Source organism: Hymenobacter sp. PAMC 26628 (genome assembly GCF_001562275.1).
Taxonomy (GTDB): domain Bacteria; phylum Bacteroidota; class Bacteroidia; order Cytophagales; family Hymenobacteraceae; genus Hymenobacter.
The window spans coordinates 1,895,505-1,914,200 of sequence record NZ_CP014304.1 but is presented as its reverse complement, the minus strand read 5'-3'; the positions used below and the strand labels follow the sequence as shown (position 1 = coordinate 1,914,200).

16 protein-coding genes and 1 pseudogene are annotated in these 18,696 nt (G+C 63.4%); 8 read left to right on the top strand and 9 right to left on the bottom strand.

Annotated elements, in window-relative coordinates:
- Window positions 1-8 precede the first annotated feature (8 nt).
- Window positions 9-407: a YybH family protein gene (locus AXW84_RS08435; RefSeq protein WP_068231342.1), complete on the bottom strand. Its 399-nt coding sequence runs from the start codon at window positions 405-407 to the stop codon at window positions 9-11.
- Between the two features lie 90 nt (window positions 408-497).
- Complete coding sequence (gene rlmF / locus AXW84_RS08430) at window positions 498-1,475, bottom strand: 23S rRNA (adenine(1618)-N(6))-methyltransferase RlmF (protein ID WP_068239086.1); 978 nt, start codon at window positions 1,473-1,475, stop codon at window positions 498-500.
- Window positions 1,476-2,013: 538 nt separating this feature from the next.
- Here rlmF and AXW84_RS08425 point away from each other — a divergent pair.
- Window positions 2,014-2,349: a hypothetical protein gene (locus AXW84_RS08425; RefSeq protein ID WP_068231339.1), complete on the top strand. Its 336-nt coding sequence runs from the start codon at window positions 2,014-2,016 to the stop codon at window positions 2,347-2,349.
- Between the two features lie 226 nt (window positions 2,350-2,575).
- Here the strand turns inward: AXW84_RS08425 and AXW84_RS25800 are convergent.
- The 3 genes and pseudogenes from AXW84_RS25800 to mtgA all read right to left on the bottom strand — a co-directional run bounded on the left by AXW84_RS25800 (window position 2,576) and on the right by mtgA (window position 5,151).
- Window positions 2,576-3,700 (bottom strand): annotated as a pseudogene (locus tag AXW84_RS25800) (flavin monoamine oxidase family protein).
- A 158-nt stretch (window positions 3,701-3,858) separates the two neighbouring features.
- A complete protein-coding gene (locus AXW84_RS24680; protein WP_157886894.1) occupies window positions 3,859-4,335 on the bottom strand; it encodes a hypothetical protein in 477 nt (158 codons plus the stop codon).
- A 45-nt stretch (window positions 4,336-4,380) separates the two neighbouring features.
- The gene (gene mtgA / locus AXW84_RS08410) at window positions 4,381-5,151 is read right to left on the bottom strand and encodes a monofunctional biosynthetic peptidoglycan transglycosylase (RefSeq protein ID WP_068231330.1); all 771 of its coding nucleotides are present in this window, start codon (window positions 5,149-5,151) and stop codon (window positions 4,381-4,383) included.
- A 165-nt stretch (window positions 5,152-5,316) separates the two neighbouring features.
- Between mtgA and AXW84_RS08405 the strand changes: the two genes are divergently transcribed.
- The gene (locus AXW84_RS08405; protein WP_068231327.1) at window positions 5,317-7,884 is read left to right on the top strand and encodes a M1 family metallopeptidase; all 2,568 of its coding nucleotides are present in this window, start codon (window positions 5,317-5,319) and stop codon (window positions 7,882-7,884) included.
- Window positions 7,885-8,059: 175 nt separating this feature from the next.
- Here AXW84_RS08405 and AXW84_RS08400 read toward each other — a convergent pair whose 3' ends face one another.
- Window positions 8,060-8,953: a LysR substrate-binding domain-containing protein gene (locus AXW84_RS08400; RefSeq protein WP_068231324.1), complete on the bottom strand. Its 894-nt coding sequence runs from the start codon at window positions 8,951-8,953 to the stop codon at window positions 8,060-8,062.
- Between the two features lie 311 nt (window positions 8,954-9,264).
- Here AXW84_RS08400 and hppD point away from each other — a divergent pair, with 311 nt between their 5' ends.
- The 4 genes from hppD (at window position 9,265) to AXW84_RS08380 (ending at window position 13,860) form a co-directional block, all read left to right on the top strand.
- Window positions 9,265-10,395, top strand: coding sequence for a 4-hydroxyphenylpyruvate dioxygenase (gene hppD / locus AXW84_RS08395; protein WP_068231321.1), 1,131 nt, complete (start codon window positions 9,265-9,267; stop codon window positions 10,393-10,395).
- Window positions 10,396-10,604: 209 nt separating this feature from the next.
- A complete protein-coding gene (locus AXW84_RS08390; RefSeq protein ID WP_068231318.1) occupies window positions 10,605-11,771 on the top strand; it encodes a homogentisate 1,2-dioxygenase in 1,167 nt (388 codons plus the stop codon).
- A 124-nt stretch (window positions 11,772-11,895) separates the two neighbouring features.
- On the top strand, window positions 11,896-13,125 hold the full coding sequence (locus tag AXW84_RS08385; protein WP_068231315.1) for a Glu/Leu/Phe/Val dehydrogenase dimerization domain-containing protein: 1,230 nt from the start codon (window positions 11,896-11,898) through the stop codon (window positions 13,123-13,125).
- Between the two features lie 102 nt (window positions 13,126-13,227).
- Window positions 13,228-13,860, top strand: a complete 633-nt coding sequence (locus tag AXW84_RS08380) for an LON peptidase substrate-binding domain-containing protein (protein ID WP_068231311.1) — start codon at window positions 13,228-13,230, stop codon at window positions 13,858-13,860.
- A gap of 286 nt (window positions 13,861-14,146) precedes the next feature.
- Here AXW84_RS08380 and AXW84_RS08375 read toward each other — a convergent pair whose 3' ends face one another.
- Window positions 14,147-14,962: a M48 family metallopeptidase gene (locus AXW84_RS08375; RefSeq protein WP_068231308.1), complete on the bottom strand. Its 816-nt coding sequence runs from the start codon at window positions 14,960-14,962 to the stop codon at window positions 14,147-14,149.
- A 158-nt stretch (window positions 14,963-15,120) separates the two neighbouring features.
- Between AXW84_RS08375 and AXW84_RS08370 the strand changes: the two genes are divergently transcribed.
- Window positions 15,121-15,549 (top strand): hypothetical protein, encoded by a 429-nt coding sequence (locus tag AXW84_RS08370; RefSeq protein WP_157886893.1) that lies wholly within the window; start codon window positions 15,121-15,123, stop codon window positions 15,547-15,549.
- A 169-nt stretch (window positions 15,550-15,718) separates the two neighbouring features.
- Here AXW84_RS08370 and AXW84_RS08365 read toward each other — a convergent pair whose 3' ends face one another.
- A complete protein-coding gene (locus AXW84_RS08365; protein ID WP_068231303.1) occupies window positions 15,719-16,123 on the bottom strand; it encodes a hypothetical protein in 405 nt (134 codons plus the stop codon).
- Window positions 16,124-16,379: 256 nt separating this feature from the next.
- Window positions 16,380-16,850: a DUF4199 domain-containing protein gene (locus tag AXW84_RS08360; protein ID WP_068231300.1), complete on the bottom strand. Its 471-nt coding sequence runs from the start codon at window positions 16,848-16,850 to the stop codon at window positions 16,380-16,382.
- Window positions 16,851-17,066: 216 nt separating this feature from the next.
- Here AXW84_RS08360 and AXW84_RS08355 point away from each other — a divergent pair, with 216 nt between their 5' ends.
- Complete coding sequence (locus tag AXW84_RS08355; protein WP_068231298.1) at window positions 17,067-18,689, top strand: ABC-F family ATP-binding cassette domain-containing protein; 1,623 nt, start codon at window positions 17,067-17,069, stop codon at window positions 18,687-18,689.
- Window positions 18,690-18,696: the final 7 nt, after the last annotated feature.

The window sequence follows — 18,696 nt, the reverse complement described above, 5'->3', positions numbered from 1 at the left end:
CCGGGCGGCTATTGCACCGCGGCGGGCAGGCTGGTGTTCCAAATGTCCTGGTGCAGCTTCCACTGGCCCAGCTCTTCCTTCCACACCACGAGGTATTTGCCCTGGTCCAGCCGTTGTTCGTTGGCCCCGAACAGGGTGTAGGTGCCCAGCTCGATGGCCGTATTGGCCAGTTCCTCCACGTCGCGCGTGGCCAGCTTCACCCGCTTAACGCCCATTCCCATCACGCCCTGCCAGAAGGCCTCGATGCCCGCCGCGCCGTGGATGGGCTCCATTCCCGTGGGGAGCAGGGCCCCCGTGGGGGTGTAAAGGCCGGTAATGGCGGCCGCGTCGCCCTGGGCAAAACAGGTTTCGAAAGTGGCGTTGGCCCGCTGAATCTCGTCGCGGACGCTGGTGGCGGTGGTGGACATGGGAGAAAGAGAAGTAAGTTTTATATTGATTATGCAATATGAAAATATTACACGAATAATACTACCCTCGAACGCCGCCGGCCCGTGCCCCTACCCGCCCGCGGGGCCCCACCGGGCTTGCCGCCAGGCGGCCTGCTGGGCGGGGGTGAGAAACGTCCAGGCCACGAGGCGGCTTTTTTTCTGGCCCTGGGCCATGTCAATGGTTTGCACTTCCAGCGCCCCGGCCTGGTGCAGGGCGCGGTGCAGGCCGGGCAAGGTTTCCTTTTTCGACACCAGCGTGGTGTACCAGCAGCAGGCGGTGGGGCGCTGCTGGCTTTCCAGCACCAGGCGGCGCACGAAGGCCGCCTCGCCGCCCGGGGCCCACAGCTCAGCATTTTGGCCTCCGAAGTTCAGGACTGGCCGGGGGCCCCGGGCGGTGCCCAGGTTGGCGGTTTTGCGCTGGGTGCCGGCCGCCGCTTCGGCCGCCGAGGCGTGGAACGGCGGGTTGCACAGCGTGGCGTCGAAAAACTCGCCGGGCCGGATGATGCCGTCGAACACGCGGCGGGCGTTGGGTTGCCGCCGGAGTTCGATGGCCCCCGCCAGGGCCCCGTTGGCGGCCACGATTTGCTGGGCGGCGCGCAGGGCCCCGGCGTCCACGTCCGAGCCCACGAAGTGCCAGCCGTACTCGTGGTGGCCGATGAGGGGGTAGATGCAGTTGGCCCCCACGCCCACGTCGAGCACCCGCACGCCGGGGCCCCGGGGCACCACGCCGCCGTTGCTGGCGGCCAGCAAATCGGCTACGTAGTGCACGCAATCGGCCCGGCCGGGGATGGGCGGGCACAGGTAGCCAGCCGGGATATCCCAGTAATCCACGCCGTAGAAGTGCCGCAGCAGCGCCTGGTTCAGCGCCTTCACCGCGGCGGGGTTGGCAAAATCCACCGACTGGTCGCCAAACGGATTGGCCCGCACGAAGGCGGCCAGCAGTGGGCTGCTTTTAATCAGTTGCGGGAAATCGTAGCGGCCCCGGTGCCGGTTACGCGGGTGCAGCGGGTCTTTGCTGGTGGAGCGTTTGGGCGGCGGTGGGGGCATGGGGTGGGGCTGGGCTGCCCACACGGGCAAACAGCAAAATTAACGTTGCCCCAGTTGCCGCGCCGGGTCCCGGTTGGCGGACTGGGCCCGGCGAGTGGCAGGCAATGACCAACTGGGGCGCATATGCCGTCCCGGGCATACCCCAAGCAAGCCCCACAAAAACGGCCCCGAGAACAGAAAAAAAAGCAGCTCACAAGCTTCCCAGGCATTTATTACTATTACGATTATAATTATTAATTATTTTATTGAACATAGAGTATTACGTTCACCGTTAGCCGCTTTACCAAATTATTATAATTGGGATTCGCCTGATCCATCGGGCTTAAAAGATGGCCAACCAACGCACTACTGAGTGAATTCTATTAAATTATTAAGCTGTGGCTTACTAACTGTAACGGGGCTGAGCACGCCCTTTCTTCGGCCCCTGGCGGCCCGCCGGTCCACTGCCGCCGCAGCCGTCTCGGCACCGCGAGCAGCCGTTCGGCCAGCGCGCCGGACCCGCCCGACGGGGTTTCAGGCCCTGGCCGCCCGCGGGCCCGTGTACACGGTAACGGCCACGGCCTACTCGGCCGTACCGGGCCAAACCGATGATGAGCCGTTCGTGACGGCCGACAACTCCACCATTCCGGCGGGCTACAGCAGCCGCATCCGCTGGCTGGCCCTCTCGCACGACTTGCTAGAGCGCTGGGGTGGCCCGTTTGCCTACGGCGACACGGTGCGGGTCGCAGGCCTCTCAACGGCGCTCGACGGCGTATATACGATACACGACACCATGAACCGCCGCCACCGCCACTGCCTGGACGTACTGGCGTCCCCCCATGAACGGTTCGACGTATTTCAGCCAAGCGTGAAAATCCGGCAGGTTTCGCTGTAGCCCAAGCCGCGCCAGCCGCCTAGTAGCCGCGTGCCGAGCGGACGAAATCTTGTCCGGTGTCGCCTTGACAAACTGACATTACTGCGTAAGATTAGTAATTGATAACACGTCGGTAAAGTCGGCTCGTTGCTGGCCAACGCAAGCCGGCCAGTACCGCCTCAAGCCTACCCCCGGTAGCGGCCGTCCGTAACGCCCCGTGTCTGCGGCGACAGCCGTGTCGGGGGCCCTAAACGGGCGCCCCGGCCAGCTGCCGCAGCACCTGCGCCGCGGCCCACTGGCCCGATTCTACTGCCCCGTCCAGCCGGCCCCACTCGCTGAGGGATGTTTCGGCACCGGCCCAGTGCAGGGCCCCGGCCCAGTGCGGCTGGCGCAGCAGCGTGGGGCCCCGGAGCGGCACCTCGTGCGGGGCTTGCGCGTCGCCGGGCGCGCTGGTCAGGGGCTCCTGGGTCCAGTCCAGCTCGTGGTAGGCCAGCAGGTTTAAGGCCCCGGGGCCGAATACGCGGGCCAGCTGGGCCAGCACCGCGGCTTGCCGCGCGGCCGCTGGGGCCGCCCGCAGCGGGTCTTCGGCGGCAAAAAAACCGAATAATGCGCCCAGCGGGCCCGTGGCCGGCGAGGCGTCGTGGATTTCGACCAGGGGCCCCACCTGGCTCACCGCGAAGCCCGACTAGCCCGGCGCCCGCCAAAACGGCGCGGCGTACACCACCACGCTTTTCATGGCGTGGCTCATCCAGGTGGGCACGTCGCGTAGCGCCTGGTGCAGCGGCGCGGGCAGCGCGGGCGCAAACTGGATGCTGTGGGCCACCAGGCGCGGCGGCAGCGCCAACACCACGGCCGGGGCCCGGTGCTGCTCCGTGCGGCCGGCCTGCTCCACCGTCACCTCCACCCCATCCGGGCCGGGCAGCTGGCGCAGCTGCGCCACGCGGGCCCCCAGGTGCAGGCAGCCGGCCGGCAGCTGCTGCGCCAGGGTGCGGCAAAGCGCAGCCGCCCCGCCCGCCACGCGCAGGTACCCCGCCGAACCCGACGGGTTAGGTACTCGGTGCACGCCCTGGGCGGTTTTGTAGGCCGTGGCCCCGGCGCTGGGCTGCACGAAGGGGCGGGTGCCCAGCTCGGCCAGCAGCCACATCACGTACGGGTGGTGCGCCCAGCCCCAGGTGGCGCCCAGGTCCAGGTGCTCGTCGTCGGGGCCCCCGGGCAGCGCCGGCACGGCCAGGGTGCGGCCGCCCACCCGGTCGCGGGCTTCGAACACCCGCACGGGCTGCCCCGCCGCCGCGAGGGCCCGAGCCGCCGTGAGGCCGGCCAGGCCCGCGCCAACAATGATGATTGGCGGCGTGGCGCTAGGGGTAGAGTCCAAGGGAAAAGTTGTGGGGAATATTAATTGCCCGGCGGTAACCAATACCGGCTATTTTTGATTGATTGCGGGACGTTGTGGGGCCCCGGGTGCCGGTTGTGCGGGTGCAGGCCGTCCTTGGTGACGGGGCGTTCGCGAGGCGGCGGGGGCATAGCTAACTACTATAAATACCCCACACTCCCAAGAAATTCGGCTAACCTTTCTTGGTCATGAAGAAGCTGTAATCTCTCTAATTGCTGGCGCGGTATATCTATTTCGCTGTTAAGATGCCAGATATAATTTACTACGTATTCTAGAACAGACCTCACATAATAGCGGTTTCGCGAACTAAACATCGGTGGATTTACGGACCACGATTCTTCGGTTGGATTGAGACGAAATATGTGGAGGGTAAAGGCTCCATTTGGGTCACCATCTGGATACCAGCCAATATCGGCAAGCCAACCAGCAGGGTCAAGTTCATAAGAGATGCCTGGGATTTTCGTGCTACGCATGGATTGCAACCACAACAAATCTTCTTTGTAGTGTTCTTGGTTTTCGATCCATCCATCTGCTACAATCATCTCCTCATCCCCAAACGAATTATAGCAAATCGCCCAATGACCTGGCAGTTGCAAACGCATTAATTTTTTATCCATTGAGCAGTGGACGCATAAAAATAAGACAGTCGAATTCTCCTCCCCTCACTCCCCCGTAATCTCCGCTACGTAGGCGGTGCCGCCCAGGCGGCGCATGTTGCGCAGCACCCTTAGTTGCTTGGCGCGGGCCACGGGGCCGGGGTCGGAGGCGCGGAAGCGGAGCGGGTTGGGCAGCACGCCGGCCAGCAGGGCAGCTTCGGGGGCCGTGAGACGGTCGGCCGATTTGTGGAAGTACCGCTCGCTGGCGGCTTCCACGCCGAAGGTGCAGTCGCCCATTTCGGCTACGCTCAGGTACATTTCCATGATGCGGCGCTTGCTCCACAGCGTTTCGATGAGCACCGTGAAGTAGGCCTCGGCGGCCTTGCGCACGTAGCTGCGGCCCTGCCAGAGAAACACGTTCTTGGCTACCTGCTGCGAGATGGTGCTGCCGCCCACGATGTGCTTGCCGTCGCCGTTCCAGTTGCGCTTGGCGGCGTGCACCAGGGCGTCCACGTCGAAGCCGTGATGAATCAGAAACCGCTGGTCCTCCGCCGCTACCAGGGCCAGGGGCACCGTGGGGGCCACCTCATCTAGGGTGCGGAAGCGGTAGCGGATGTGGCGCGCGCCCTCCCCCTGGATGCCGTAGTAGCCCAGGCCCACCGGCGCGTGGGCCCGGCGGTCGAGCATGAGCCAGGTAGCAGGCGGGGCCACCCAGCGGTACACCAGCACCCACGCCACCGATGCCAGAAACAGCGCCGCCCCCACTTGCAAGGCCAGCCGGGTAGCTTGGCGCAGGTAATAAATTGACTTTTGGCGAGCGGAGGAAACGGACGGCATACGGGCAAAAGTACGCCCGGGGCCGGCCGGGGCCGCCGCACCGCAGAACCCCACGAGACCCCCGCGGGGCGGGCCCCTCCCCACCGGATTCCGCGCATTAAGCGGCGGGGGCCGGGGGGGGTTGAACGGTAGGACGAAAGCGCCTTCCATCACGAGCTTTGCTCCATGACGTTCCTCCGCTCGTGCACTTTCCTTCTGCTGCCCCTGGGGGCCCTGGCCCAGGGCCCCACCGCGCCGGCCGCGCCCGTGCAAACCGGCGTATCGGCGGCGCTGACGGCGCAGCGGGCGCAAGCCCTTCGCCGCGTGGCCTACACCCTGCACTTCACGCTGCCCGGGGCCCCCACGCAGCCCGTGGTGGGCATCGAAACCGTGCGCTTTGAGTTGCGCACGGCGCTCACCGATTCGCTGGCGCTCGACTTTAAGGGCCCCGCCGGGGCCGTGCAGCGCCTAGCGGTGAACGGCCAAGCGGTGCCCGCAGTGCAGCGCCGCGAGCACGTGCTCATCGCGCCGCGCTACCTGCGCCGGGGCCCCAACGCGGTGGCAATCAGCTTCACGGCCGGTAGCCGCTCGCTGAACCGCAACCCCGAATTTGCCTACACGCTGCTCGTGCCCGACCGCGCCCGCACCGTATTTCCGTGCTTCGACCAGCCCGACGTGAAGGCCACGTTTGCCCTCACCCTCACGGTGCCCGCCGCCTGGCAAGCCGTGGCCAACGGGCCCCTGGCCGACTCGACGCGCGACGCCGCCGACGGCACCAAAACGTACCGCTTTGCGCCGTCCGACACCATCAGCACCTACCTGTTTGCCTTCGCGGCGGGCAAGTTCCGGCACCTGGCGCAGCAGCCCGACGGGCGGCCGATGCACTTCTACTACCGCGAAACCGACACCGCCAAGCTCGGCCGTAGCCTGGGACCCATCTTCGCTATTCAGGCGGGGGCCCTAAAGTTTTTGCAGGATTACACGCAGCGGCCGTACCCGTTCCAGAAGTTCGACTTTGTGGGCATCCCCGACTTCCAGTACGGTGGCATGGAGCACCCGGGCGTGATTGACTACAAGGCGGCGTCGCTGTTTCTGGACGGCGGGGCCACCCGCGAGCAGCTCAACGGCCGCGCCAACCTGCTGGCCCACGAAACGGCCCACATGTGGTTCGGCGACCTGGTGACCATGCGCTGGTTCGACGACGTGTGGACCAAGGAGGTGTTCGCCAACTTCATGGCCGACAAGATCAGCACCGTCACGCAGCCCGACGGGGATTTCGACCTCAAGTTCGTCACCGACCACTACCCCGCCGCCTACGCCGTGGACCGCACCGCCGGGGCCAACCCCATCCGCCAACCCCTTGACAACCTGCAAGCCGCGGGCTCGCTCTACGGCAACATCATCTACCACAAAGCGCCCATCATGATGCGCCAGCTGGAGCACCTGATGGGCCCCGAGGCCTTCCGCGACGGCCTGCGCGAATACCTGAAGCGCTACGCCTACGGCAACGCCACCTGGCCCGACCTCATCGCCATCCTCGACGCCCGCACCCCCGCCGACCTCCAGGCCTGGAACAAGGTGTGGGTGAACGAGCCCGGCCGGCCCGTGTTCGACTACCAGCTGCGCACGGCCGGGGGCAAAATCAAGTCCCTCACCCTCCGCCAAAAGGGCGAAGACGGCAGCCGCCGCACCTGGCCCCAGGCCTTCGCCGTGGCCCTCGTGTACGCCGACCACGTGGACGAGCTGCCCGCCGACATGGCCGGGGCCCGCCTGCGCCTGCGCGCCGCCGCGGGCCGCCCCGCCCCGCAGTACGTGCTGCTGAACTCGTCGGGCCTGGGCTACGGGCGCTTCCCCATCGACGCCCGCGGCCTGCCGCGCCTGGGGGCCCTGGCCAGCCCGCTGATGCGCGCCGCGGCTTACATCAACCTGAACGAGAACCTACTAGCGGGCCAGGCCGGGGCCCCGGCGCAGGTGCTGGCCCTGCTGCGCCCCCTGCTGGCCCACGAGCCCGAGGAGCTGAACCTGGGCCTGCTGCTCGACCAGGTTTCCAGCCTGTTCTGGCGCTTCACCCCGCCCGCCCAGCGCCCAGCATTGACCGCCACCCTGGAGCCCGAGCTGTGGGCCGCCGTGCAGCAAGTAGGGCCCCCGAGCCTCAAGAAGTTGCTCTTCAAGGCCTACGCCGGCCTGGCCCTGCGCCGCGAAGCCCAGGACCGCCTCCACGAAATCTGGCAAACCAAGCAGCCGCCCGCCGGCGTCGTTCTCACCGAAGACGACTACACCGAGCTGGCCGCCACCCTGGCCGTGCGCGCCTACCCCGACTACACGCAGATTTTGCAAACCCAGCTGGCCCGCATCCAAAACCCCGACCGCCGCCAGCGCCTGCAATACCTGCTGCCCGCTTTATCGAATGATGTGGCGGTGCGCGACGCCTTTTTCGCCGGCTTGTCCGACGCCAAAAACCGGGAGAAAGAAGCCTGGGTAGCCTCCGCCCTCGCCTACCTGCACCACCCGCTGCGGGTAGCGGCTTCCGAAAAATACCTCCCGCAAAGCCTGGCTTTAGTGGAAGAGTTGCAGCGCACGGGCGATATTTTCTTCCCCCAAACCTGGCTGGCGGCCACGTTGCGCTGGTACCGCACCCCCACGGCCGCCGCCACGGTGCGCAGCTTTTTGCAGGAAAGACCTAACTATCCGGCGCCGCTGCGGGCGAAGATTGAGCAATCGGCCGACAACCTCTACCGGGCCGCCAAGCTGTAGCCTGGGCCTATGCCACCAAGTTGTGCCGGGCTCATTGGTTCCTGCGATGACTAAGGGCGGGGTGGTCCGGCGACTTTTTCAGTCGTCGGGCCACTCTGGCGATTAAACAAGGGCCCCGGGCAGCAATCAGAGTGGCCCGACGACTGAAAAAGTCGCCGGACCACCCCCGTCGGTTTCAAACCAACGCCACCAAGGCTTGGAGCAGGGGCCCCGGGCGGGCCGCCAGGTAGGCCACGCACTGCGTGAGCACCACTTCGGCCGCGCCGGCGGGTACGCGCAGGGGCCGGGCCACCACGCCGGGCACCCGCGCCAAATCGAAGAACGAAGGCACGAAGGCGATGCCGATGCCCAGGCTGACGAGGTTGCTGAGCAGTTCCAGCGACGATACTTCCTGCACGATGGCCCCGCGCCGGCTGAAGCCCGCCTGCTGGCAGAGGTGCTCAATCTCGTCGTACACCGGGTGCAGCGGGCGGCTGATTTCCACCCATTTCTCGTGCGCCAGGGCCCCCAGCGGCACCTCGGCCAGGGCGGCCAGCGGGTGGGCGGCGGGCAGGGCCACGGCCAGCCCGCCCTGGCCGAAGGGCCGGGCGGCCAGCTCGGCGTGCAGCAGTGGCAGCAAAGTCAGGCCCAGGTCGATGGTTTCGGCCAGTAGCGCCTCCTGCACGGCCCGAAAGGTGGGCAGCTCGTGGAGGTGAAACTGCACGTCGGGGAAGTGCTGGGCGAAGCGCTGCACGATGCCCACGAGGCGGTCGGGGCGCAGCAGCTGGTAGTAGCCCAGCTCCACGGTTTTGTGCGGGGCCCCCACGCGGCGCACCGTTTCGATGGCCTCGCGGCTGAGGCGCAGCAGGCGCTGGGCATCGGTCAGGAACACGGTGCCGGCCGCGGTAAGCACCACTTTGCGCTGGCGGGTACGCTGTTGGTGGTCGAACAGCTCGACGCCCAACTCGCGCTCCAGCAGCTGAATCTGCTGGCTCAGGGCCGGCTGCGACACGCACAGCCGCTCGGCCGCCCGGCCGTAGTGCAGCACGGTGGCCACCTCAGCAAAATAGCGCAGCTGGCGAAGTTCCATGCCCGCAAATCTCGATAAGAAATCCTTATCGGCGTCATAAGGAACCGATATTGGACTTGGGCCCCTAACGAGCGTTAGTATTGTGAGTTGACCGGTTGACTGGAGAGCCGCACTGACCACAGGACTTCCAGGCCGCACGGGGCACCAGGCCGTCATGCAGAGCGCAGCGAAGCATCTCTCCTGCGGCAGTAGTCATGATTAGTGGAGCAGTGGAGATGCTTCGCTGCGCTCTGCATGACGTTTTAATTATTACCAACCAGCCCGACTAAAGCCTGCCAAACCGTTCGTTTTACCCATCCTACCCAAAAGCCATGGAACCCCAAGTAGCCCAAGCCCTTCAGCAACGCGCCGCCGGCGATTTCCTGCCCCTGCTCGGCACCGACCACCTCGAATTTTACGTGGGCAACGCCAAGCAGGCCGCCTACTACTATAAGGCCGCATTTGGCTTCCAGATGGTGGCCTACGCGGGGCCCGAAACGGGCGTGCGCGACCGCGCCAGCTACGTGGTGCAGCAGGGTAAAATCCGGCTGGTGCTGACCACGGCCATGCACTCGGACCATGAGATTTCGGAGCACGTGCGCCAGCACGGCGACGGCGTGAAAATCCTGGCCCTAATGGTGGACGACGCCTACGCCAGCTACGAGAAAACCATGAGCCGCGGCGCCCGCAGCTACCAGGAGCCCCGCACCCTCACCGATGAATTTGGCGAGGTCCGCACGGCCGGCATCTACACCTACGGCGAAACGGTGCACCTTTTCGTGGAGCGCCGCAACTACCGGGGCCCCTTCATGCCGGGCTACGTGGCCCAGGAATCAAGCTTCAACCCCGCCCCCGCCGGCCTGCTCTACGTGGACCACTGCGTGGGCAACGTGGGCTGGAACCGCATGAACCCCACCGTGAAGTGGTACGAGGACGTGATGGGTTTCGCCAACATTTTAAGCTTTGACGACAAGCAGATTACGACCGAATACTCGGCCCTGATGAGCAAGGTGATGAGCACTGGCAACGGCTACGTGAAATTCCCCATCAACGAGCCAGCCGAGGGCAAAAAGAAGTCGCAGATTGAGGAGTACCTGAATTTCTACGAGGGCGAAGGCGTGCAGCACATTGCCGTGGCCACCGACGACATCATCGGCACGGTGCGCGAGCTGAAAGCCCGCGGCGTAGAATTCCTGAACACCCCCGACAGCTACTACGACAACCTGCGCGCCCACGTCGGCCAAATCGACGAAGACGTGGAGGCGCTGCGCAACCTGCGCATCATGGCCGACCGCGACGAGGAAGGCTACCTGCTCCAAATTTTCACCAAGCCGGTGGAGGACCGCCCCACGGTGTTCTTCGAAATCATCCAGCGCAAAGGCGCTAAAAGCTTCGGCGCCGGCAACTTCAAAGCCCTGTTCGAGAGCTTAGAGCGCGAGCAGGACCGCCGGGGGAATTTGTAGGCATCAGTGCTTTTAGCGCGCAACTAACGCGCAGCCCAGGCCGTCATGCAGAGCGCAGCGAAGCATCTTTCCCGCGTCGTTGAACGATTGGGTTACTACCGCAGAAAGGATGCTTCGCTGCGCTCTGCATGACGTCCCAGGGCCCCTAACAGCCCCGGGGCCCTAATACCAGGGGCCCTACTAACTGCTCACTGATAAATGCTCTTCCCATGCCCATTTACCACAAGCTTGGCCAGCTGCCGCACACGCGCCACACAGCATTTGAGAAGCCTGAAGGTGGTCTCTATTACGAGCAGCTATTCGGCACCATTGGCTTCGAGGGCACATCGTCGCTGATGTACCACTTGCGCCGGCCCACGATGGTAAAGGAAGTACTGAGCGAGACGGACCTAACCCCGAAAATTGCCGTTGAGAAGAACATTAAAGCGCGCTTGCTCAAGGGGTTCCAGGTGGCGCCGCAGGACGATTACCTGGCGGCCCGCACGCCGGTACTAGTAAACAGCGACGTACACGTTTCGCTGGCCGCGCCGCGCCAGTCGCTGACGAGCTACTTTTATAAAAACGCCGACGCCGACGAGCTGCTGTTCATCCACCGGGGCCCCGGCACGCTGCGCACGCAGCTGGGCAACATCCGCTTCGAGCCGGGCGACTACTTGCTAATTCCGCGCGGCATCATCTACCAAATTGCGTTCGACACGGCGGACAACCGGCTGCTCATCACCGAGTCGTTCCACCCCATTTACACGCCCAAGCGCTACCGCAACCACTTCGGCCAGCTGCTGGAGCACGCGCCCTACTCCGAGCGCGACTACAAGCTGCCCAACGAGTTGGAAACCCACGACGAGGCAGGCGACTTTATCATTAAAATCAAGAAGCAGGGCGTGTTGCACGAGCTGCTGTACCCCGCGCATCCGTTCGACGTAGTGGGCTGGGATGGGTACAACTACCCGTACGGGATGAACATCCGGGATTTCCAGCCCATTACCGGCAAGGTGCACCAGCCGCCGCCCGTGCACCAGCAATTCGAAACCAAGGCGTTTGTGGTGTGCTCGTTCGTGCCCCGGCTGTTCGACTACCACCCGCGGGCCATTCCCGCGCCCTACAACCACTCCAACATCGACTCCGACGAGCTGATTTATTACGTGGACGGCAACTTCATGTCGCGCAACAACATCGAGCAGGGCCACCTTACGCTGCACCCCGGCGGCATTCCGCACGGGCCCGCGCCGGGGGCCTACGAGCGCAGCATCGGCAAAACTGGCACCGACGAATGGGCCGTGATGATTGACACCTTCCGGCCCCTGATGCTAACCGAAGCCGCGATGGTTCTGGACGATGGCGCATATTACAAATCATGGCTGGAACCGCTTATTTAATTCCAAAAGAACGTCATGCAGAGCGCAGCGAAGCATCTCTCCCGCGGCAGCAATCCAACCGATTGGAAGTAGTATGCGGGCGAGATGCTTCGCTGCGCTCTGCATGACGGGCATAAAAACTCCAATGAAAGAATTACTCGCTCAATTCGAGCAGAAGCGCCCCGAAATCGTTTTTGAATGGCAAGACCCCGAAACCGAAGCCGAAGGCTGGGTGGTGATTAACTCGCTCCGGGGCGGGGCGGCCGGCGGCGGCACCCGCATGCGTAAGGGCCTGGACCAGCGCGAAGTGGAAAGCCTCGCCAAGACGATGGAAGTGAAGTTCACCGTGTCGGGGCCCGCCATCGGCGGGGCCAAGTCGGGCATCAACTTCGACCCGCAGGACCCCCGCAAGCGCGGCGTGCTGGAGCGCTGGTACAAGGCGGTTATCCCCTTGCTTAAAGCCTATTACGGCACCGGCGGCGACCTAAACGTGGACGAAATCCACGAGGTCATTCCCCTCACCGAAGAGTACGGCCTCTGGCATCCGCAGGAAGGCGTGGTGAACGGCCACTACCGCGCCACCGAGCCTCAGAAAATCCAGAAGCTCGGACAGCTGCGCCAGGGCGTCGTCAAGGTGCTCGAAGACGCGGCCTACTCCCCCAGCCTGGCCAGCAAGTACACCGTGGCCGACCTCATCACCGGCTACGGCGTGGCCGAGGCCGTGCGCCATTACTACGCCCTGTGGCCCGGCACGGCGGTGGCCGGCAAGCGCGTCCTCATCCAGGGCTGGGGCAACGTGGGCGCGGCGGCAGCCTACTACCTGGCCAGCCAGGGGGCCCTAATCGTGGGCATCATCGACCGGGCCGGGGGCCTGTTGCAGCCCGCGGGTTTGCCGCTGGAGGAAGTCAGGGCCCTGTTCCTGGGCCGCGACGGCAACGCGCTGCACGCGCCCGATTTGCTGTCGTTTGAGGAAGTGAACCAGCAAATCTGGACGGCCGGGGCCGAGATTTTCGTGCCCGCCGCCGCCTCGCGGCTCGTGACGCAGGCACAGGTAGAAGCGCTGGTGGCCAGCGGCCTGGAGGTCATTTCGTGCGGAGCCAACGTGCCGTTTGCCGACCCAGCCATCTTCTTCGGGCCCACCGGCGAGTGGGCCGACGCGCACTGCGCCGTTATCCCCGATTTCATCGCCAACTGCGGCATGGCCCGCGTGTTTGCCTACCTGATGGAAACCGGCGCCGAAATCACCGACCAAGCCATTTTCCAGGACGTTTCGCGCGTTATCGGAGCAGCTTTGGCGCGCACCCACCGGCAGAGCAACGCACCTACCGGCCTGGCCCAGTGCTCGTTCGAGATGGCGCTGCGGCAGCTGGTGTAGGGCCCCGGGGCCAGGGCCAAACAAAGCGCGACGGCGCGGCGTTGTCGCCGGGCTGGCGTATCATTGGGAACTGCCCCCGCAGCCCTGGCTTATTTTCGTTTTATGCGCTCCATTCCGCTCTTCCCGCTGAACCTCGTCGTCTTCCCGGGCGAAAAACTGAACCTGCACATCTTTGAGCCCCGCTACCGCCAGCTGGTGCGCGACTGCTTGGAACAAGATGTTTCGTTCGGCATCCCGCCGTTTCTCGACAACCAACTGAGCGAGTTGGGCACCGAGATGCGCCTGGTGAACGTGGAGAAATCGTACGCCAACGGCGAGCTCGACATCCGCAGCCGCGCGGTGGGCGTGTTCCGGCTGCGCAAGTTTGAGCGGCAGGCCCCGGGCAAGCTTTACGCTGCCGGCCAAATCGAGGAAATCGTGCAGGACGAAGAATCCGACCCGTTACTGCGCCAAATCATTACCGCACAGGTTCGCCAGCTCTACGAAGCGCTGGGACTCAAAAAGTTACTTCTGGAATTATCCCCTGACTACCGCATCTTCGACATTGCCCACCACGTAGGCTTCAGCACCGAGCAAGAGTACCAAATCCTGGCCACCACCAGCGAGCTGGAGCGCCAGCACCTGGTGCGCGAGCACCTCGACCGCACCCTGCCCGTGGTGCTGGAAACCGAGCGCTTGAAGGAGCGCGTGCGGCTGAACGGCCACTTCAAGGAGCTTATCCCACCAAACTTTTAATCGCAGCTTCCGTGGATTTAAGCATTTCTGGACCACAGAGTGTGCAGATTTAACGGATAGGAACGGATTCCAGCTGCCTTCAAATACTCAATAAGTGGTGGGTTCAGGGCCCCGGCCTCAATCAGCGTAGTGTTAAGACCCAACCAAAAAGGCCACTCAATGAGTGGCCTTTTTGGTTGCAGGGAGCCTTTGAAATTCGTTCTTATCCGTTAAATCTGCACAATCTAAATCTGCATAATCTGCGGTCCAGAAATGATTAAATTCACGGAAGCTGCTAAGATCAAAACTACTGCTTCAGTCCGGCCGGCACGCCCTGCGGGAATTCCTGGCTGATTTCCTGTTGCAAGCGGCCGATGCGGTTGCTGGGATTGGGGTGGGTGCTGAGGAATTCGGGCTGGCCCCCGCTGCCGCCTTTGCTTTCGAGCATCTGCATTACCTTGATCATGGCGCTGGGGTCGTAGCCAGCCTTGGGGGTAAGTTGCACGGCTAGGTCGTCGGCTTGCAGCTCGTCTTCGCGGCTGAAGTTTAGGCCCACCACTTTCACGATGGCGGCGGCCACGGCGGCGCTGGCCACCGTGCGGCCGGGGTTGTTGGGGTCGTAGCTGGCGATGGTGGCGGCCCCGGCCAGGCCTTGGGTGAGGTTGGACTTGGCCACTTGCTGGGCCGAGTGCCGGGCAATTACGTGCCCCACTTCGTGGGCCAGTACGCCAGCCAATTGGCCTTCGGAGGTCAGGTTTTTCAGCAGGCCCTGGGTGATGAACACCTGCCCGCCGGGCAGCGCAAAGGCGTTGATGGTCTGGTCGTCGGCCAGCAGGTGAAACTGAAACTTGTAGGGCGACTGGCCGGCCTTGGTTTGACTGATGAGGCGCTGGCCCACTTGCTGCACGGCCTGCGTGGCCTGGGCGTTGGTGCTTTCGCCGCCGTACTGGGCCTCCATGCTGGGGGCGGCTTGCAGGCCCAGGGCAATTTCCTGGTCGGGCGTCATGCCGCCCACGTGCTGGGTTTCGCCGGTTACCTCGTTTTTCGACGTGTTGAAGAAATAGCCTAGCAGCGTAACGGCTGCCACAACCAGGCCAATGATGAAGCGTAAGTTGAGGCGCATGGCCAAGCAAATAAAGAAGTGAGGAATTCGGCACTAAATCCTGCCGCAGGGCCTTTTAACGCGCTTCGGGCCCCGGGGTTATGTCGGGCCCCGGCGATGCTGCCATGCGTTCGCGGCGGCGGGGCCACCTTTGCGGCGGTTTCTTGTATTCCTCTGCCATGCGCCCTTTGCCGCCAGTTTCAGTTTTCTCTCGCCTCGCCCGCCGGGTGCGCCCCGTGGCCGCCGGGTTGGCGCTGGCCGGTTGCGGCCACGCCCTGCCCCCGCTGCCGGGCTTCGCCCCCGCGGCCTGGCGCGCCGATGCTTACGGCTGCCAGGGCCACCGGCTGGCGCAACTGCCCACTTTGCTCAAGGCGCGCGAAAAGCTCTACCTCACCCGGGCCGATGACATCAACGCCCTGCTCGGCCAGCCCGACGAGGAAGAACTACGCGAGGGTACTGAGAAAGTGTACATCTACTACCTCGTACCGGGGCCCCAGTGCGGGGCCGGCCACCACCGCTCGGCGGCGCCATGCCTGCGCCTGCACTTCGGCCCGCTGGGCACCGTCACCGAAATCCTGGTTGACCCAGCCGCAAAAGTTAGCCGATAGGTTTTGGCGGCAGTATTTGCTGGGTTAACGGGCGGTAAGCTGTATGTTGCGCAAATGGATTTTTGCAGCAGCGTCGTCTCATAAATCGCTGGCGTTGGGGGCCTAATTAACAAGCAAGGGGCCCGCCGAATAATCGGTGGGCCCCTTGCTTGATTTTACTGTCAGCGGTTTAGCCGCGGCCGTTGCCGGTGTCGGTGGGCGTCATGGGGGCCCCTTTTTCTTGGTGCAGTTGGGCGAGTTGCGAGGGCGAGAGGATGCGGCTGCACTCCTGGTCGTACTGGGCATCGAGCTCGGACAAACGCGTAGCGCGGCCGGGCTCGTCGGGCTTGAAGTAAGTGTTGATTTCCCCGAGCTGGGCCACGCGGGTACGGTTCACAGTGAACAGCTTTGCGTACTGGCCTTCGTTAAGGTGCAGGCTATTAGCCATCTGCCGGGTGAGGGCCGCGGCTTCGGTGTTGAACACGGAGATGTTCGGCACGGCGCGCTCAATGGATGTGCGGTCAACGAACTGGGCGCGCGCCGGCATATAGGCTAGGGCGAACAACATGAACAGCGCGGAGATTTTGGCTTTCATAAAGTAATTTTTAAAGAAATAAAGAGGGGGCTAGCAGAGCTTTGTAGGAGAAGGAAAATAAATATTCGGATTTTTAAAAAGTCCAATACTGCATTTGGGGCCCCAGGGTGAAGCAACCGACTGCAATACACTTAACTGGCCCTTTTACATTCCATTTATTAGGCGTTTTCTACAAATTTGATCAATAATACAAAAAAAAACCAGTTCCGTACAGAACTGGCTCTAAATCACCGAAAAATGCAACGCCAATGTGCCGTTAATCCTCGCTTTTCATGGGGTCGGGCGCGTCTTGCTTAAAGTATTGCATAGCTATAAGCGAAGTGATGACGCCGGTCATGGTACCCATGAGGATAATGGTCAGAAACGCCAGTACTACCGACAAATCGAAGCCGAAAATGTCGCGGACGCGCGTCAGGTCCATGGCGTGGGGCATTACCACGGTGAGCACGATGAAACCGAAGCCCAGCACCACCGAAGCCACCAGCGCCGTAACGATGCCCGTGCTGAACCCATCAAAGTAGCTTAATTGACCATTTGTATCTTTGGAGCGACGAGCAATGGCCAGCATGGTGCCGCCCACCAGCATCAGCAGGTCGAGGGCGCCCGCTTCGATGCGGTCAAAAAATCCGAGCAGGGCCGCCACGGTGGTGTAAACCAGGAGCACGACCCCGGTGAATATGCCCATGCTAAAAGTACTTTTGGGGTTGGTGGAAGGGGCCGTGGCCATACAGAAGTGCGGGTAAGGTGAAGAGAACTACCCTGCTATACTGCCTTTGCGGGCCGGAAGTTGGGCCCTGGGCTGGGCGGGCACCATTTAGCAGGCGGAGCGGTTGGTGCACGGGGCCGTGCGCCGCGGTTTCGGGCCCGGCCCGCCGTGCGTAAATTTGGGGCCCCCGGGCCCCGGCCGCCCCCTTCCATTCGTCATTCTCAACCTGCTGTTTTCATGATTTCAACCTCCAACGTGAGCCTGCGCTACGGCAAGCGCGTGCTATTCGAAGACGTTACCGTTAAATTCTTGCCCGGCAACTGCTACGGCCTCATCGGGGCCAACGGCGCGGGCAAGTCCACGTTCCTCAAAATCCTTTCCGGCGAGCTGGAGCCCAACACCGGCGCCGTGGAAATGCCCGCCGGCCAGCGCCTGGCCGTGCTGAAGCAGAACCAGTTTGCCTACGACGACCAGCAGGTGCTGCACACCGTCATTCAGGGCCACCAGCGCCTGTACGCGGTGATGAGCGAGAAGGACGCGCTGTATGCCAAGGCCGACTTTTCGGACGCCGACGGCGAGCGGGCCGCCGTGCTCGAAGGCGAATTTGCCGACCTCGAAGGCTGGAACGCCGACTACGAAGCCGCCGAGCTGCTCAGCGGCCTGGGCATCACCGAAGACAAGCACTACTCGCTGATGTCGGACCTCGGCGCGAGCGAAAAAGTGCGCGTGCTGCTGGCCCAGGCCCTGTTTGGTAACCCCGACGTGCTGCTGCTTGACGAACCAACCAACAACTTGGATACTGAGAGCGTGCTGTGGTTGGAAAATTTCCTCGACAGCTTCCAGAACACGGTGATTGTGGTGAGCCACGACCGCCACTTCCTCGACGCCGTGTGCAACTACATGGCCGACCTGGACTTCTCGAAAATCACGATGTACCCCGGCAACTACACGTTTTGGTACGAGAGCAGCCAACTGGCCCTGCGCCAGCGCCAGGACGTGAACAAGAAAACCGAGGACAAGCGCAAGGAACTCGAAGAGTTTGTGCGCCGCTTCTCGGCCAACGCCTCAAAGAGTAAGCAGGCCACTTCGCGCCAGAAATTACTGCAAAAGCTGACGCTGGAGGAGATTAAGCCCTCGTCGCGGCGCTACCCGTACATCGCCTTCAAGTCGGAGCGCGAGCCCGGCAACCAGCTGCTGACGGCCGAAAACCTGAGTGCCAAGGTGGACGGCAAGCATGTGTTTAAGAACGTGAGCTTCTCGCTCGACAAAGGCGACAAGGTGGCCATCGTGGGCCGCGACGACCGCGCCGCCTCCCTCCTGTTCGACATTTTGTTTGGCGAGGCCACCTCGGCCACCGGCGAATACAAATGGGGCACCACCATCACGCCCAGCTACTTCCCCAAGGAAAACAACAGCTTCTTCCAGTCGGGCGAAATGAACCTGGTGGACTGGCTGCGGCAGTATTCCATCGAGAAGGACGAGAGCTTCGTACGCGGCTGGCTGGGCCGGATGCTGTTCTCGGGCGAGGAGTCGCAGAAGAAAAGCAACGTGCTAAGCGGCGGCGAGAAGGTGCGCTGCATGCTGAGCAAGATGATGCTGGAAAGCGGCAACGTGCTGGTGCTCGACGACCCGACGAACCACTTGGACCTGGAATCCATCCAAGCCCTGAATAACGCCCTGCGCGACTACCCAGGGGCCATGCTGTTCGCCTCGCACGACTTGCAGTTCATTGATACGGTGGCCAACCGCATCATCGAGCTGACGCCCGACGGCATCCTCGACCGGCGCATGAACTACGAGGAATACCTGGCCGACGAGACGCTGAAAAGCCAGCGCCAAAAAATGTACCACCTGGTGTAATTTTTGC